This is a genomic window from Streptomyces sp. NPDC053048 (genome assembly GCF_044547045.1).
GTDB lineage: Bacteria > Actinomycetota > Actinomycetes > Streptomycetales > Streptomycetaceae > Streptomyces.
The window spans coordinates 59477-74081 of sequence record NZ_JBITZS010000001.1; the positions used below are offsets into that span (position 1 = coordinate 59477).

At 72.1% G+C, this 14605-nt stretch carries 16 protein-coding genes, 1 tRNA gene and 1 riboswitch; of the genes, 13 read left to right on the plus strand and 4 right to left on the minus strand.

Annotation, left to right across the window (positions count from 1 at the left end; genetic code table 11):
- Nucleotides 1–46: 46 nt before the first annotated feature.
- The 3 genes from ACIG36_RS00290 (at nt 47) to rdgB (ending at nt 1770) form a co-directional block, all read left to right on the plus strand.
- A complete protein-coding gene (locus ACIG36_RS00290; RefSeq protein ID WP_399919566.1) occupies nt 47–283 on the plus strand; it encodes a glucose PTS transporter subunit EIIB in 237 nt (78 codons plus the stop codon).
- Between the two features lie 91 nt (nt 284–374).
- Nucleotides 375–1106 carry a ribonuclease PH gene (gene rph / locus ACIG36_RS00295; RefSeq protein ID WP_399919568.1) on the plus strand — a complete coding sequence of 244 codons (732 nt, stop codon included), beginning with the start codon at nt 375–377 and terminating at the stop codon, nt 1104–1106.
- Between the two features lie 61 nt (nt 1107–1167).
- Complete coding sequence (rdgB, locus tag ACIG36_RS00300; RefSeq protein WP_399919570.1) at nt 1168–1770, plus strand: RdgB/HAM1 family non-canonical purine NTP pyrophosphatase; 603 nt, start codon at nt 1168–1170, stop codon at nt 1768–1770.
- Between the two features lie 110 nt (nt 1771–1880).
- Here the strand turns inward: rdgB and ACIG36_RS00305 are convergent.
- Nucleotides 1881–1964: transfer RNA gene (locus ACIG36_RS00305), tRNA-Leu, on the minus strand.
- A 227-nt stretch (nt 1965–2191) separates the two neighbouring features.
- Between ACIG36_RS00305 and ACIG36_RS00310 the strand changes: the two genes are divergently transcribed.
- Together ACIG36_RS00310 and ACIG36_RS00315 are read left to right on the plus strand one after the other, a co-directional pair.
- Nucleotides 2192–2725: a hypothetical protein gene (locus tag ACIG36_RS00310; protein WP_399919572.1), complete on the plus strand. Its 534-nt coding sequence runs from the start codon at nt 2192–2194 to the stop codon at nt 2723–2725.
- Nucleotides 2725–3999, plus strand: coding sequence for a sensor histidine kinase (locus ACIG36_RS00315; RefSeq protein ID WP_399922072.1), 1275 nt, complete (start codon nt 2725–2727; stop codon nt 3997–3999). Before ACIG36_RS00310 ends, ACIG36_RS00315 begins: the two co-directional genes overlap by 1 nt.
- Here ACIG36_RS00315 and bcp read toward each other — a convergent pair.
- Nucleotides 3980–4447, minus strand: coding sequence for a thioredoxin-dependent thiol peroxidase (bcp, locus tag ACIG36_RS00320; protein ID WP_399919573.1), 468 nt, complete (start codon nt 4445–4447; stop codon nt 3980–3982). The two genes, ACIG36_RS00315 and bcp, sit on opposite strands and share 20 nt — an antisense overlap.
- 143 nt (nt 4448–4590) lie before the next feature.
- Here bcp and ACIG36_RS00325 point away from each other — a divergent pair, with 143 nt between their 5' ends.
- The 3 genes from ACIG36_RS00325 (at nt 4591) to ACIG36_RS00335 (ending at nt 5756) form a co-directional block, all read left to right on the plus strand.
- Nucleotides 4591–4911: a DUF3618 domain-containing protein gene (locus ACIG36_RS00325; RefSeq protein WP_399919575.1), complete on the plus strand. Its 321-nt coding sequence runs from the start codon at nt 4591–4593 to the stop codon at nt 4909–4911.
- Nucleotides 4912–5036: 125 nt separating this feature from the next.
- The gene (locus tag ACIG36_RS00330; RefSeq protein ID WP_049719557.1) at nt 5037–5339 is read left to right on the plus strand and encodes a co-chaperone GroES; all 303 of its coding nucleotides are present in this window, start codon (nt 5037–5039) and stop codon (nt 5337–5339) included.
- Nucleotides 5337–5403: riboswitch (guanidine-III (ykkC-III) riboswitch) on the plus strand. It overlaps the preceding gene by 3 nt.
- 32 nt (nt 5404–5435) lie before the next feature.
- On the plus strand, nt 5436–5756 hold the full coding sequence (locus tag ACIG36_RS00335; protein WP_399919577.1) for a DMT family transporter: 321 nt from the start codon (nt 5436–5438) through the stop codon (nt 5754–5756).
- Between the two features lie 53 nt (nt 5757–5809).
- Here the strand turns inward: ACIG36_RS00335 and ACIG36_RS00340 are convergent, their stop codons facing one another.
- Nucleotides 5810–8101 (minus strand): transglycosylase domain-containing protein, encoded by a 2292-nt coding sequence (locus tag ACIG36_RS00340; protein WP_399919579.1) that lies wholly within the window; start codon nt 8099–8101, stop codon nt 5810–5812.
- Nucleotides 8102–8363: 262 nt separating this feature from the next.
- Between ACIG36_RS00340 and ACIG36_RS00345 the strand changes: the two genes are divergently transcribed.
- Genes ACIG36_RS00345 through ACIG36_RS00360 form a run of 4 tightly spaced genes read left to right on the plus strand, consistent with a single transcriptional unit; the run spans nt 8364 to nt 11639 of the window.
- Nucleotides 8364–9164 (plus strand): ABC transporter permease, encoded by an 801-nt coding sequence (locus tag ACIG36_RS00345; protein ID WP_399919580.1) that lies wholly within the window; start codon nt 8364–8366, stop codon nt 9162–9164.
- Nucleotides 9165–9219: 55 nt separating this feature from the next.
- The gene (locus ACIG36_RS00350; RefSeq protein ID WP_399922075.1) at nt 9220–9984 is read left to right on the plus strand and encodes an ABC transporter permease; all 765 of its coding nucleotides are present in this window, start codon (nt 9220–9222) and stop codon (nt 9982–9984) included.
- A complete protein-coding gene (locus tag ACIG36_RS00355) occupies nt 9942–10958 on the plus strand; it encodes an ATP-binding cassette domain-containing protein (RefSeq protein WP_399919582.1) in 1017 nt (338 codons plus the stop codon). Before ACIG36_RS00350 ends, ACIG36_RS00355 begins: the two co-directional genes overlap by 43 nt.
- Nucleotides 10959–10976: 18 nt before the next feature.
- A complete protein-coding gene (locus ACIG36_RS00360; RefSeq protein WP_399919584.1) occupies nt 10977–11639 on the plus strand; it encodes a DUF1707 domain-containing protein in 663 nt (220 codons plus the stop codon).
- 51 nt (nt 11640–11690) lie between these two features.
- On the opposite strand, the gene ACIG36_RS00365 is transcribed toward ACIG36_RS00360, so the two are convergent.
- Nucleotides 11691–13019 carry a GDSL-type esterase/lipase family protein gene (locus ACIG36_RS00365; protein ID WP_399919586.1) on the minus strand — a complete coding sequence of 443 codons (1329 nt, stop codon included), beginning with the start codon at nt 13017–13019 and terminating at the stop codon, nt 11691–11693.
- Between the two features lie 260 nt (nt 13020–13279).
- On the opposite strand from ACIG36_RS00365, the gene ACIG36_RS00370 reads away from it, so the two are divergent.
- Complete coding sequence (locus ACIG36_RS00370; RefSeq protein WP_399919588.1) at nt 13280–14563, plus strand: DUF445 domain-containing protein; 1284 nt, start codon at nt 13280–13282, stop codon at nt 14561–14563.
- Nucleotides 14564–14605: the final 42 nt, after the last annotated feature.

Below are 14605 nucleotides of genomic sequence, written 5' to 3' on the forward strand. Positions count from 1 at the left end.
GCCGGTCGGCGGAACCGCCGAAGGGCTGAGACAACCAGGAGTGCACATGGCCAGCAGCAAGGCTGAGAAGATCGTCGCCGGCCTCGGCGGCATCGACAACATCGAAGAGGTCGAGGGCTGCATCACCCGCCTCCGCACCGAGGTCGCCGACCCCTCCCTCGTCGACGAGGCCGCCCTCAAGGCCGCCGGCGCGCACGGCGTCGTGAAGATGGGCACCGCCATCCAGGTCGTCATCGGCACCGACGCCGACCCGATCGCCGGCGAGATCGAGGACATGCTGTGAGCTGAGCCCCCCAGGCTTCTCACAGAGGGCCCCGTATCGGTTGTCAGCCAACCGGAACGGGGCCCTCTGTTGTGCGGATAGGCTCATCACCATGTCTCGCATCGACGGCCGTACCCCCGACCAGCTCCGCCCCGTGACCATCCAGCGCGGCTGGAGCAAGCACGCCGAAGGCTCCGTCCTCGTCTCCTTCGGCGACACCAAGGTCTTCTGCACCGCCAGTGTCACCGAGGGCGTGCCCCGCTGGCGCAAGGGCTCCGGCGAGGGCTGGGTCACCGCCGAGTACGCGATGCTGCCCCGCTCCACCAACACCCGCGGCGACCGCGAGTCCGTCCGCGGCAAGATCGGCGGCCGCACGCACGAGATCTCCCGCCTCATCGGCCGCTCCCTGCGCGCGGTCATCGACTTCAAGGCCCTCGGCGAGAACACGATCGTCCTCGACTGCGACGTCCTCCAGGCCGACGGCGGCACCCGTACCGCCGCCATCACCGGCGCCTACGTCGCCCTCGCCGACGCCATCACCTGGGCCCAGGGCAAGAAGCTCATCAAGCACGGCCGCCAGCCGCTGACCGGCACCGTCTCCGCCGTCAGCGTCGGCATCGTCGGCGGCATCCCGCTGCTCGACCTCTGCTACGAGGAGGACGTGCGCGCCGAGACCGACATGAACGTCGTGTGCACGGGCGACGGCCGCTTCGTCGAGGTCCAGGGCACCGCCGAGGCCGAGCCCTTCGCGCGCGAGGAGCTCAACAGCCTCCTCGACCTGGCGGTCGCCGGCTGCACCTCCCTGGACGCCGCCCAGCGCGAGGCCCTCGCCCGCACCCTGTAACGGACGCTCCCGTTCCGGGGCCGCACCGTCCCCGGGACAGCGGCCCCGGGATAATCACCCCATGAAGCGCCTGATCCTCGCCACCCGCAACGCCAACAAGGTCACCGAGCTCCGCGCGATCCTCGCCGACGCCGGCCTCGACGTCGAACTCGTCGGCGCCGACGCCTACCCCGAGATCCCGGACGTCAAGGAGACCGGCGTCACCTTCGCCGAGAACGCCCTCCTCAAGGCCCACGCCCTCGCGCGCGCCACCGGCTTCCCGGCCGTCGCCGACGACTCCGGCCTCTGCGTCGACGTCCTCAACGGCGCCCCCGGCATCTTCTCCGCCCGCTGGGCCGGCGGCCACGGCGACGACAAGGCCAACCTCGACCTGCTGCTCGCCCAGCTCTCCGACATCGCTGAGGAGCACCGCGGCGCCCACTTCGCCTGCGCCGCCGCCCTCGCCCTGCCGGACGGCACCGAGCGCGTCGTCGAGGGCTGCCTGGAGGGCACCCTGCGGCACGAGCCGACGGGCTCGGGCGGCTTCGGCTACGACCCGATCCTGCAGCCGCAGGGCGAGACGCGCACCTGCGCCGAGATGACGGCGGAGGAGAAGAACGCCATCAGCCACCGGGGCAAGGCGTTCCGGGCACTGGTGCCGGTGGTGCGCGAGCTGCTGGGCTGAGGGGGCGGCCGCCGGGTCGACCGGACGGCCTCCGGGGCTGAGCAGACGCCCACCCGGCGAACGTGAAAGGGCCGCCCCGCCGGATGCGCGGGACGGCCCTTCGTTCCAGGTGCGGCCGGAGGGACTCGAACCCTCACGGGTGTTACCCCACTGGGACCTAAACCCAGCATGACTGCCAATTCCATCACGGCCGCTCGCCACGGCCATCGTATCGGCCCGCGCACGGCAGTTGGGAAGCAGCCCGGGGCGGGGCGGGCCGCTCCCGGGCCACTTGGCACGCGCGCGTGGCGGGAAGCGTGCTGCCCCCGGGCGGGAACCGGATGTCTCCGGGAGGGAACGCGCCGCCCCGTTTCTCCGTCCCTCAGAGCGGGAGTGGACAGCCCGTGGACGGACACCCGCACGTGATCGAGGAAGAGAGCCGATGACCGACCGCGCCGTGGCTCGTTGGGCGGGCATGCGCACCGTTGTGGCGATCCTCGCGGGAGCGGCCGTGCTGGTGCCCGGCGGGGTCTGGCTGGCCGGTGCCACGGACCGCGCGCGCGTCGTGGACGACGCGCCGAAGACCGCCGCCGCCCAGAAGTCGCGCGCCGCCGAGCGGGAGTCACAGGTCGAGGTCGAGGACTCCGACTCGCGCGAGATGCCCGGAGTGCGCGACTGCGGCGTGGGCGAGCCGGTGCTCGAGCCGACGATCATCACCCTCGACTGCTCCACCGCCGGCCGGGTGGCCAGCGCCATCCAGTGGGACGACTACACGGCGGCCGGCGCGGCCGGCAGCGGCGTGGTGCAGGTCTCCAGCGGCGCGGCCGGCGCGGCGGCGGGCAAGTCCTTCCCGGCGCGGCTGCGGCTGTTCGGGCCCAAGGAGGTGGACGGGCTGGTGGCGTTCACCGCCCTGGAGGTCACGTACACGGGTGCCACCCCCAAGGGGGAGCACACTGAGGTGTTCCCGATCGCGTGATGGGTATTCGTGGCCGGATCGCGCTCGCGATCTCCTTCGTCACCGCCTTGGCCGTCGTGGTCCTGGGCGTCGCGGTGCACCACATCTCGGGCCTGGAGCGCGACCGGCAGGCCCTCGCCTACCAGGACGGGCTGCTCAGCTCCGCCCTGCAGATCTACCAGCGTGACGGCACCCTCGCCCTGGGCGCGCAGCTGGACGACTCGACCCTGCCGTTCCCGCTGGCCCAGGCGGTGGCCAAGGGGCAGTCGGGCACGTACATCAGCGGCGGCGACGACCCGCGGGTGTGGGCCGCCACCGGCGTCGGGGACGACAAGGTGCTGTCGATCTCGGCCTCCTACCCCAACCGCGATCCGCTGCAGGCCGCGCTCGACAAGGCGCTGGTGGTGGCCGGAGCCGCGACGGTGGCGCTGATGGCGGTGGTGGCGTGGTTCGTCGCGCAGAGCCTGTCGCGGCGGCTGCGGCTGAGCGCCGCGGCGGCCCGCCGGATCGCGTCGGGCGAGGCGCCGGACGCCGACGCGCTGCACAGCGACGGCCGGGACGAGGTGGCCGAGCTGGGCCGGTCGGTGCACCACATGGCGATGTCGCTGGCGGCGCGGGTCTCGGCGGAGCGACAGTTCACCGCGGACGTGGCGCACGAGCTGCGCACGCCGGTGGCCGGACTGGTGGCGTCGGCGGAGCTGCTGCCGCATCCGCGCGCCGTGGAGATGGTGCAGGAGCGCGCGCAGACGATGCGTGCGCTGGTGGAGGACCTGCTCGAGGTCTCGCGCCTGGACGCCGGTGTGGAGAGCGCCCAGCTCGACGCCGTCGAGTTGCCGTCGCTGGTGCGCGGCATCGTCAAGCGGGCGCGCGGTCAGCGCGGTGTGGACGACGTGGCGGTCGAGGTGATCGGCGAGGGCCGGATCGTGGCGACCGACGCCCGTCGCGTGGAGCGGATTCTGGTCAACATCCTCGCCAACGCCGCCAAGCACGGCCGTCCGCCGATCGAGATCACGGTGGAGGGCACCCGGATCGTGATCCGGGACCACGGCGACGGCTTCCCGCCGGGGCTTGTGGACCAGGGGCCGCGCCGGTTCCGGACGGCCGCGCCGGAGCGCGGCACGGGCCACGGACTGGGGCTGACGATCGCGGTGGGCCAGGCGGCGGTGCTCGGGGCCCGGCTGGCGTTCGGGGAGGCGGAGGGCGGCGGCGCCCAGGCCGTCCTCGACCTGCCGGAGGCCGGGGACGAGCCCGAGGAGACGCCGTGCCCGCGGGGTGCTACAGCCCCAGGTCCTTGATGATCTTCGCGACGTGGCCGGTGGCCTTGACGTTGTAGAGGGCGCGCTCGACCTTGCCCTCCTCGTCGACGATCACGGTCGAGCGGATGACGCCCGTGACGGTCTTGCCGTACAGCTTCTTCTCGCCGAAGGCGCCGTAGGCCTCCAGCACGTTCTTGTCCGGGTCGCCGACGAGCGTGACCTTCAGGGTCTCCTTCTCGCGGAACTTGGCGAGCTTCTCCGGCTTGTCCGGGGAGACACCGATGACGTCGTAGCCGTGCCCGGCGAGGAAGTCGAGGTTGTCGGTGAAGTCGCAGGCCTGCTTGGTGCAGCCGGGGGTCAGGGCGGCGGGGTAGAAGTAGACGATGACCTTGCGGCCGGCGTAGTCGGCGAGGGACACCTGCTTGCCGTCCGCGTCGGGCAGGGTGAAGGCGGGTGCGGTGTCGCCGGGCTGCAGTCGCTCGCTCATGGCTCTCCTCGACAGGTCGTGGTTACGGTCCCGAGGGTAGTCAGGTCACGGATCGGGGGTGCCGCGGGGCGTGACCCCGGGGGAGCTGACAGACTGTAGTCATCACTCTTCATCATTCTTATCGACGAGACGGAGGCAGCGCGGTGGCGGAAGCCAGGACCCCTGCGCAGATCGAGGCGGACATCGCCCGCCGGCGGCAGGAGCTCGCCGTGACGCTCGACGAGATCGGGGTGCGGATGCACCCCAGGACGATCATTGGGGACGCCAAGGCGAAGGTGGCCTCGAAGGTGGACCACACGGCGGGCCGCGCCTATGTGGCGGCGAACCGGTTCGTCTCCGAGGTGCGCTCGCGCTTCACCACCGAGGACGGCGCCCCGCGCCTGGAGCGGATCGTCCCGGTGGCCATGCTGGCCGTGGGCGTCGTGGGCCTGCTGACGGCCTCGTCGCGCCGCCGCAAGCCGTAACCGGTCGGTGACCGGCCGGTGACCGGTTCGGGCCGGATGGCGGCCCTGTGGCTTCGCGCCCGTGCCCGGACAGGTACGGTCTTCGCGTGAGTACGAACACCACCCACGACAAGCTGCCCATCCGGATGCTCCACGACCGCGTTCTGGTGCGGACGGACATCCCCGAGGGCGAGCGCCGGTCCACCGGCGGCATCGTCATTCCGGCGACGGCGGCGGTGGGCCGTCGGCTGGCCTGGGCCGAGGTCGTCGCGGTCGGGCAGAGCGTGCGTACGGTCGAGCCGGGCGACCGGGTGCTGTACGACCCGGAGGACCGCGCCGAGGTGGAGGTCCGCGGGGTCGCGTACGTGCTGATGCGCGAGCGGGACCTGCACGCGGTGGCGGCGGAGCGCCTGGAGGGGGCGGAGGACTCCACGGGGCTCTACCTCTGAGTTTGTTAGGGTCGTAGGTACCCGACGAGACGCGCCGTACCGGGTCAGGACAAGACGACGCACCCCTGGAGAGTCGTTTCCACCGGAGGTGCCGTCATGGCATGGGTCCTGCTCGCTCTCGCCGGTCTGCTCGAGGTCGGCTGGGCGATCGGCATGAAATTCACCGAGGGCTTCACCCGGCTGTGGCCGAGCGTGTTCACTGTCGCCGGCATCGTCGCCAGCATGCTGCTGCTCGCGCAGGCCGCGAAGACGCTGCCGATCGGCACGGCGTACGGCGTCTGGGTCGGCATCGGCGCGGCAGGCGCGGCGGTGCTCGGCATGACGGTGCTGGGCGAGCCGGTGACCGCCGCGCGGGTTTTCTTCATCGTGCTGTTGCTGGTGGCGGTCGTCGGGTTGAAGGCGACGTCGGGCCACTGACGCCGGCTGCCTCCGCCCCTACCGCTTTCCTCAGTACGCCCTTACCGCTGCTCTCAGTAGTCGTACCCCAGGAGGTCGCCGGCGCCCCGGTGCTCCGGGTGTCGCTCCTTGTCGTTCGGCGGGGGGCCGAACGTGGGCGGTCCGGGAGGCGTCGGGAACCCCGGCGGGGTGACCGGCGGCAGCGTGAAGTCCGGCAGGTCCGGCGGGCCCTGGGTCACCGGCGGCCCGGTGGGCGGGAGCGTCGTCGGCGGGGCGGTGGGGACGGTCGGCGGTGCCGACGTCGGCGTCGGCTCGAGCATCGGCGTGCCCGCGCCGCTCTGCAGCTCCAGGTCGAAGTCCGTGGCCTCGGTGCCCTCGAGGGCGTCGGCCGTGTAGGCCGCCCAGATCCGCGCCGGGTAGTCGCCGCCGTTGATGCGGGCCTCCCCGGCGGCGCCGTACAGCGGCTTCTGGTCGCCGGTGTCGGGGTCCTGGCCCATCACGGCGACGACGGTCGCCAGGTCGGGGGTGTAGCCGGCGAACCAGGCGGCCTTGTCCTCCTCCGCCGTGCCCGTCTTGCCCGCCGCCGGCCGGCCGGCGGCCTGCGCGCGCCGGCCGGTGCCGCTCTCCACGACGCTCTGCAGGATCGACGTCGTGGTGTCGGCGGCCTCGCGCGTCACCACCTGCTTGGTGTCCTTGCCGTCCGGCAGCTGGACGTCCTCGCCCGTCTTGGACACCGACTCGACCAGTGTGTACGGGCCGTGCCTGCCGTGGTTGGCGAGGGTCGCGTAGGCCTGGGTCATGTCCAGGACGCTGGCGGTGGCGACGCCCAGGGCGATGGAGGGGGTGGCGGTCAGGTCGGGGGTCTTCGCCGGGATGCCGAGGGCGACGGCCGTGGCCCTGACGTCGGAGGGGCCGACGTCCTGGGCCATCTGCGCGTAGACGGAGTTGACGGACAGGTCGGTGGCCTTGGTGACGGTGATCGGGCCGTAGGACCTGCCGTCCTCGTTCTCGGGGGCGTACCCGACGGGCCCGCCGGGGCCCTGCACGGGGCGCTTGTCGGTGCCGTCGTAGACGGTGTTGGGCGTGATGACGCGGCCCTGCTGGGTGGTCGCCCCGTTGTCCACGGCCGAGGTGAAGACGAACGGCTTGAAGGTCGAGCCGACCTGGTAGTCGCGCCGGGTGGCGTTGTTGACGTACTGCTTGGTGTAGTCGATGCCGCCGTAGAGGGCGACGACCTTGCCGGTCTTCGTGTCGATGGAGGCGCCGCCTGCCCGTACGTACCGGTCGACCTTGCGCTCGTCGCTGAGGTCGTCCATCAGCTGGTCGCGCACGGCGTCGACGAAAGCGTTCTGCTTCTTCCGGTCGATCGTCGTGGTGATGCGGTAGCCGCCGGCGGCCAGCGTCGTCTCATCGATGATCTTGTTGCCGGTGAGGTAGTCCTTGACCGCCTCGACGAGGTAGCCGCGCTGTCCGGTCATGCTCAGCCGTGGCTTGGTCTTGCCGGGGTTCGGGAACTTCATCTGCGCGCGCTCGCTCTGCCCGAGCCACTTCTTCTTCACCATGCCGTCGAGGACGTAGTTCCAGCGGGCCAGCGCGCGCGGCCTGTTCTCCGGGTGCAGGCCGACGTCGTAGAGGCTGGGGGCGTTGAGGAGGGTGGCGAGGTAGGCGCCCTCGGCGGTGGTGAGCTTGTCGGAGTCCTTGCTGTAGTACGCCTGGGAGGCGGCCTGGATGCCGTAGGCGTTGCGCCCGAAGTAGCTGATGTTGAGGTAGCCCTCGAGGATGTCGTTCTTGCTCTCCTCGCGGTCCAGCTTGATCGCGATGAAGAACTCCTTCACCTTGCGGCTGATGGTCTGTTCCTGGCCGAGGTAGTAGTTCTTGACGTACTGCTGGGTGATGGTCGAACCCGACTGCTTGCCCTTGCCTGTGGCAGTGTTCCAGGCGGCGCGGAGCATCGCCTCGGGGTTGACCGCGGACTCGGAGTAGAAGTCGCGGTCCTCGGCGGCGAGTACGGCGTGCTGTGCGTCCTTGGGCACCCTGCTCAGCGGCACGCTCTCGCGGTTGACCTCGCCGTCGCGGGCGAGCTGCGAGCCGTCGGAGTAGAGGAAGACGTTGCTCTCCGCGACGGCGGCCTTGTTGGCCGGGGGGATGTCGACCAGCAGGTAGCCGGCCACCAGCCCGCCCACGATCAGGAGCACGATCAGCAGGAAGCCGCCGAGCACCATGCGCCAGGTGGGTACGAGCCGCCGCCACCCCGTGCGCCGGGGGCGGCCCCCGTCGCCGGGTGACGCACCGGCTTCCCCTCTCGGCGCCCACCGGGGCGGCGCGTGGCCGGCACCGGTGGACCGCTGTGACTGCTCGTCGCTCATGTCTCCTGGGACTCCTCGGCTGCCGCCGGGGTTGTGCGGCCCCGGCGGAGCGGTGTCGTGTCAGGCGGTTCCGAACTGCGTCGTACGCCCGGAAAGACACTGTCGCATCAAGCATTCCGGCTGAAGGTCGCAGCGCACGTTTGACAGCTCCGTAAGGGCCGTTCAGGCCAGGCCGACCACTCCAAGGGGTGAAAATCCGTGGTTCCGGGACGACACGTGGGGCTAGGCTCGTGCGCTTCGGCGACGAGGAGGAGATCCGGGGATGCGGCTGTACGCGGCTGTCGCGGTCAGCGGCTTCCGGAGGCACGCCACGTACCGGGTGGCCACCGTCGCCGGGGTGTTCACCAATACGGTCTTCGGTTTTATCGTCGCCTACACCTACATCGCCCTGTGGAACGAGCGGCCGCATCTGGGCGGCTACGACCAGGCGCAGGCACTGACGTTCGTCTGGATCGGCCAGGCGCTGCTGTCGGCCGCTTCCCTGATCGGCGGCGGCTTCCAGGAGGAACTGCAGGAGCGCATCCGCTCCGGTGACATCGCGGTCGACCTCTACCGGCCGGCGGACCTGCAGGGGTGGTGGCTGGCGGCCGATCTGGGGCGGGCGGCGTTCCAGCTGCTGGGGCGTGGCGTCGTGCCGCTGACGGTGGGTGCGCTGGCCTTCGAACTGGCCCTGCCGGACGACGCCCTGACGTGGTTGTGGTTCCTGCTGTCGGTGTCCGTCGGTCTCGTGGTGGGCTTCGCGCTGCGCTACCTGGTGGCGCTGTGTTCCTTCTGGCTGCTGGACGGCTCGGGCGTCGGCATGCTCAGCGCGCTGCTGTGCATGTTCTTCTCCGGGACGCTGCTGCCGCTGAACGTCTTTCCCGGTGCCTTCGGCGAGGTCGCCAGGGCGCTGCCGTGGGCGGCGCTGCTGCAGGTCCCGGCGGACGTCCTGCTGGGCAGGCACCACGGGGCGGGGCTGGTGCGGGCGCTGGCCTTCCAGGTGGGGTGGGCGGTGCTCCTGCTCGCCGCCGGCCGGCTGCTGCAGCGGGCGGCCACGCGGAAGGTGGTGGTGCAAGGTGGCTGACACGCGCGCGTACCGGTACGCGGACGGGCTGCGCTCCTACGGCCTCGTCGTGGGGATGTGGGTGCGCTCGACGATGGCGTACCGGGCGTCCTTCGTGATGATGGCGGCGGGCAACTTCGCCGCCACCGCTCTCGACTTCGTCGCCATCGTCATCATGTTCTCGCACGTCGACGCGCTCGGCGGTTTCTCGTTGCCCGAAGTGGCCTTCCTCTACGGCACGACGAGCACCTCCTTCGGTCTCGCCGACCTCGCGCTCGGCAACATGGACCGCCTCGGCAGGCGGGTGCGCGACGGCACGCTGGACACGCTGCTGGTGCGGCCGGCGCCCGTCCTCGCGCAGGTGGCCGCCGACCGCTTCGCGCTGCGGCGGCTGGGGCGGGTCAGCCAGGGGGCGCTGCTGCTGGGGTGGTCGCTGACGCGGGTGGACGTCGACTGGACGCCGGCGGCCGTGGTGCTCGTCCCGGTGATGGTCGTCAGCGGAGCGCTGATCTTCGGGGCGGTCTTCGTGGCGGGCGCGGCGTTCCAGTTCCGGGCCCAGGACGCCTCGGAGGTACAGAACGCGTTCACCTACGGCGGGACGACCCTGCTGCAGTACCCGCCCACGGTCTTCGCCTCCGACCTGGTGCGCGGGGTGACCTTCGTCGTCCCCCTCGCCTTCGTCAACTGGCTGCCCGCGCTGCGCGTTCTGGGCCGTGACGACCCACTGGGGCTGCCGGGCTGTGTGGACTTCGCCTCGCCCCTGGTGGCGCTGGTGTGCTGCGCGGCTGCCGGGCTGGCGTGGCGGGTGGGGCTGCGGAGCTATCGGAGTACGGGGAGTTGACGGCGGCGGTGGACGGTTTCATCGAGCTCGACGGCGTGGAGAAGGTCTTCGACGTACGCCGCAGGACGGGCTTCCTGCGGCGCGAGCGGCGCGAGGTCCGGGCGGTGGACGGCATCAGCTTCCGGGTGCCGCGCGGGGAGATGGTCGGCTACATCGGGCCCAACGGGGCCGGGAAGTCCACCACCATCAAGATGCTGACCGGCATCCTCACGCCCAGCGGCGGACGGTTGCGCGTCGCGGGCATCGATCCCTCCCGCGAGCGCACCAGGCTGGCCCGCCGCATCGGCGTGGTCTTCGGGCAGCGCACGACACTGTGGTGGGACCTGCCGCTGCGCGACTCCTACGGGCTGGTGCGCCGCATGTACCGCATTCCCGACGCCCGTTACCGCGCCAATCTGGAGCGGTGCGTCGAACTGCTGGACCTCGGCGAGCTGCTGGAGGTGCCGGTACGGCAGCTCTCGCTCGGGCAGCGGATGCGCGGGGACATCGCGGCCGCCCTGCTGCACGACCCCGATGTGCTCTACCTCGACGAGCCGACCATCGGGCTCGACGTGGTGAGCAAGGCGAAGGTCCGGGGGTTCCTGAGGGACGTGAACGCCGAGCGGGGTACGACCGTGCTGCTGACGACGCACGACCTGACGGACATCGAGCAGCTCTGCAAGCGGGTGATGGTCATCGACCACGGCCGGCTCGTCCACGACGGCGGGCTGGACGGACTGCACGCGGTGGGCAGGAGCGAGCGGATGCTCGTCGTCGACCTGGAACGCGAACTCCCGCCCATCGAGGGGGTGCCCGGCGCGCGGACGGTGAAGGTCGAAGGGCCCCGGCAGTGGCTGGCGTTCCCCGCCTCGCAGAGCGCGGCGCCGGTCGTGGCCGCCGTGGCCGAGCGGTATCCGCTGGTGGACCTGTCGGTGCGCGAGCCGGACATCGAGGACGTCATCGCCAGGTTGTACGCCGGACGGCCCGTGGGGTAGGGCCTCTACGCTGTCGCCATGATGAGCGAACTTCCTGAGATGCGGGCATCCGACGCCGAGCGGGAGCGGGTCGCCGAGGTGCTGCGCGAGGCCGTGGCCGAGGGCCGGCTGGACATGGAGGAGTTCGAGGAGCGTCTGGACGCCGCCTACCGGGCGCGTACGCGCGCCGAGCTGGAGCCGCTCGTACGGGACCTCCCGGTGTCCTCCGGGACGGCCGCCGGGACGGCTGGGCGGGCCGCTGAGGGCTGGGCGGGACGGGTCGGGGGCCCGGCGACCTCCAAGGGCGCCGTGGGCGTCATGGGAGGCTTCCAGCGGCGCGGCGGCTGGACGGTGCCCCGCGTCTTCACCGCCTTCGCGTTCTGGGGCGGTGGCGAGATCGATCTGCGCGAGGCGCGGTTCGAGGACCGCGAGGTGGTGATCCGCTGCATCGCCGTCATGGGCGGCATGCAGGTCATCGTCCCGCCGGAGCTCGATGTGCACGTCAGCGGCATCGGCGTCATGGGCGGTTTCGACGACAAGGCGTCCGGCGCGGGCACTTCGGGCTCGCCCAGGGTGCGCGTCACCGGGTTCGCCTTCTGGGGCGGCGTCGGCGTCGACCGGAAGGAGACGAAGGCGGAGCGCAAGCGGCTGCGGGAGGAGCGGCGCGGGGAGGGCCGAGGGGACCGCGAGTCGCTGGAGTGATCGGTCCTCCGGAGGGGAGTGATCGTTTCTCCGGAGGCTCCCCGCCGTCGCTCACAGGGCGGTGGCGGGGACCCTGCTCTTGAGCGTGTCGAGGTCCAGGGCCTCGGCCATCGCCCGGTAGCCGGCGTCGCTGGGGTGCAGATGATCGCCGCAGTCGTACGCCGGCAGCAGGCGCTGCGGGTTGGCCGGGTTGCGCAGCACCCGGTCGAAGTCGACGACATGGTCGAAGACGCGCCCGGCGCGGATCTCGGCGTTGACGGCCTGGCGCACGAGCTCCTGCTCCGGCCCGACGCCCCGGTGCCCGCCGAAGGGCATCAGCGTGGCGCCGATGACGTGCACCCCGCGCGCGTGGGCGCGGTCCACCAGCTGTCGCAGTCCTGCCACGATCCGGCCGGGGTCCGTCTGCTTCGGGCGGCGCAGGATGTCGTTGACGCCGAGCTCGACGACCACGACCCGTACGCCCGTCCGGGACAGCACGTCGCGGTCGAAGCGTTCCAGGGCGCTGGGGTTGTTCACGGGGGAGGTGCCCTGGCCGCCGAGGAGGACGCGGTTGCCGCTGATGCCCTGGTTCAGCACGCCGTAGCGCGGGGCGCCGGACTCGGTGCGCAGCCGGGCGGCGAGGAAGTCGGTCCAGCGGCGGTTGGCGCCGATCGTGGAGGACACGCCGTCGGTGATGGAGTCGCCGACGGCCACGACCGAGCCGCGGGCCTCGGTGCTCCAGACGTCCACGGCGGTGACGTAGCGCCAGTAGGGGCTCTTGGTCGTGTACGTGTCGCCGTCGGTCTCCTCCACCTGGTCGCCGTCCGCGAGGTAGGCACTCTGGCGGGCGTAGGGGTGGATGGTGACCGGGCCGGAGGGCGCGGGGGAGTAGGTCGTCACCATCAGGTCGGTCGCGTAGCCGACGGCGAGCCGGACCGGGTCGCTGACGGTCGCCCGTCCGGCGGGGATGGTCACCGAGGGCCGCCCGCCGAAGGTGAGCGCGCGCATGCTGCCCGGGACGGCCGCGGGGCCGCCCGGCACCGCCGCCAGGGCCAGGGAGGCGTGGCTGACGGTCAGCGGCCGGGTGCCGTAGAGGTTGGAGAGCTGGACGCGGGCCCTGTCGCCGGAGAGCGTCGGGCGCAGCACGTTGCGGATGGAGCGGCCCGGCAGGCCGTCGGGGCGGTTGGGCTCGGCCGCCGCCGGAGAGGTGGACCACGCGCCCACCCAGCCGCCGGTGGCGGCCGGCGCGGCCGACCGCCGGGACTCGTGCGCGGTGGCCGGGGGCCGGTCGCCGGACCCGCCGGCCGTCAGGAATATCGCGGTCGAGACGACGATCACCACGGCCACCAGCGCGGCGAGCACCGCGTACGCGGCGCCGTGGGGCAGGGGTGACCTCTTCATGGGCGGTTGTCTCCTGGGGACTGCGGAGCGTGCGGCTCCGGGCTGACCTGGCGGTCGGGGGGGGCGAGAGCCACGCGGCACGTGCACGTGACATGTCGGCGGCGACATGTCAGACGCGGGGAACTCTTCGTCCGTTCCCCGAGTCGGTCGGGTAGGGACAATGCACGTGAGGACAGCCGGAACGGGTGGTGCGGATGAAACGGTCCCATGACGAGGATTCGGCTGCCGCCGCTGGCGGTGCGATTGCCGCCGATGGAGTGATGCCCGCTGTGCCGGGCGGTTTCACCTACAGTGCGGCGGACGAGGAGAAGCGGCGCGGAGTGCGCCGGATGAAGGCTTTCGCGACGGGCCTGCTGCTGGCCGTCGCGGGCGTCTACGCGCTCGCGAAGTGGGCGCAGACGGCGGGCTGGGGCGGCGGCTGGGCCGCGTTCGTCGCGGCCGCCGCCGAGGCGGGCATGGTCGGCGCGCTCGCCGACTGGTTCGCCGTCACCGCGCTCTTCCGGCGGCCCATGGGGCTGCCGATCCCGCACACGGCCATCATCCCGACCAAGAAGGACCAGCTAGGTCAGAGCCTCGGTGACTTCGTCGGCGAGAACTTCCTCTCCGGCGACGTGGTGCGGCTGCGGCTGCGCGCCGTCGGCATCGGCTCCAGGCTCGGTGCCTGGCTCGCCGAGCCCGCGCACGCCGACCGGGTGACCGCCGAGCTCGCCACCGCGCTGCGCGGCGCGCTGACCGTCCTGCGTGACTCCGACGTCCAGGCGGTCGTCGGCGAGGCCATCACCCGGCGGGCGGACGCGGCCGAGATCGCGCCGGGCATCGGCGCCATGCTCGAGCGGATCGTCGCGGACGGCGGCCACCACAGGGCGGTGGACCTGGTGTGCGTACGGGCCCACGACTGGCTCGTCACCCATGGCGACTCGGTCATGGCGGCCGTCACCGGCGGTGCTCCCGGATGGACGCCGCGCTTCGTGGACCGCAAGGTCGGCGAGCGCGTCTACAAGGAGCTGCTGCGCTTCGTCACGGAGATGCGCGACATGCCCGAGCATCCGGCGCGCGGCGCGGTCGACCGCTTCCTGGCCGACTTCGCGCACGACCTGCGGTCGGACGACGACACACGCGCGCGTGTCGAGCGGCTGAAGTCGGAGCTGCTCGGCCGGGGCGAGGTGCAGGACATCATCGCCTCCGCGTGGTCCTCGGTGCGCGCGATGATCGTGGCGGCCGCGGAGGACGAGCGCAGCGAGCTGCGGCTGCGCACCCGGGCCTCGGTCCTCTCGCTGGGCGCGCGGATGACGGCCGACGAGCGGCTGCGGCAGAAGGTCGACGGATGGCTGGAGGACGCCGCCGTCTATGTGGTGACGACCTACCGGGACGAGATCACCGCGCTGATCACGGACACGGTGGCCGGCTGGGACGCGGAACACACCTCCCGCAAGATCGAGGCCCACATCGGCAGGGACCTGCAGTTCATCAGGATCAACGGCACCGTGGTGGGCGCGCTGGCAGGGCTGGTGATCTACACGGCCTCGCGGCTGCTGGGGGCGTGACCCCGAGGCACGGCCAGGGCCCGCCGCACGGCCTAGGGTCGA

What these genes read in the sequence shown, in the direction of transcription:
- ACIG36_RS00340 (WP_399919579.1), bottom strand. Translation starts at nt 8,101, where the DNA reads ATGAGCGACGAGCAGTCACAGCGGTCCACCGGTGCCGGCCACGCGCCG.
- ACIG36_RS00365 (WP_399919586.1), bottom strand. Translation starts at nt 13,019, where the DNA reads ATGAAGAGGTCACCCCTGCCCCACGGCGCCGCGTACGCGGTGCTCGCC.
- ACIG36_RS00290 (WP_399919566.1), top strand. Translation starts at nt 47, where the DNA reads ATGGCCAGCAGCAAGGCTGAGAAGATCGTCGCCGGCCTCGGCGGCATC.
- ACIG36_RS00350 (WP_399922075.1), top strand. Translation starts at nt 9,220, where the DNA reads ATGTGGGTGCGCTCGACGATGGCGTACCGGGCGTCCTTCGTGATGATG.
- ACIG36_RS00370 (WP_399919588.1), top strand. Translation starts at nt 13,280, where the DNA reads ATGCCCGCTGTGCCGGGCGGTTTCACCTACAGTGCGGCGGACGAGGAG.
- bcp (WP_399919573.1), bottom strand. Translation starts at nt 4,447, where the DNA reads ATGAGCGAGCGACTGCAGCCCGGCGACACCGCACCCGCCTTCACCCTG.
- ACIG36_RS00345 (WP_399919580.1), top strand. Translation starts at nt 8,364, where the DNA reads ATGCGGCTGTACGCGGCTGTCGCGGTCAGCGGCTTCCGGAGGCACGCC.
- ACIG36_RS00335 (WP_399919577.1), top strand. Translation starts at nt 5,436, where the DNA reads ATGGCATGGGTCCTGCTCGCTCTCGCCGGTCTGCTCGAGGTCGGCTGG.
- rph (WP_399919568.1), top strand. Translation starts at nt 375, where the DNA reads ATGTCTCGCATCGACGGCCGTACCCCCGACCAGCTCCGCCCCGTGACC.
- ACIG36_RS00315 (WP_399922072.1), top strand. Translation starts at nt 2,725, where the DNA reads ATGGGTATTCGTGGCCGGATCGCGCTCGCGATCTCCTTCGTCACCGCC.
- ACIG36_RS00360 (WP_399919584.1), top strand. Translation starts at nt 10,977, where the DNA reads ATGATGAGCGAACTTCCTGAGATGCGGGCATCCGACGCCGAGCGGGAG.
- ACIG36_RS00310 (WP_399919572.1), top strand. Translation starts at nt 2,192, where the DNA reads ATGACCGACCGCGCCGTGGCTCGTTGGGCGGGCATGCGCACCGTTGTG.
- ACIG36_RS00330 (WP_049719557.1), top strand. Translation starts at nt 5,037, where the DNA reads ATGCTCCACGACCGCGTTCTGGTGCGGACGGACATCCCCGAGGGCGAG.
- rdgB (WP_399919570.1), top strand. Translation starts at nt 1,168, where the DNA reads ATGAAGCGCCTGATCCTCGCCACCCGCAACGCCAACAAGGTCACCGAG.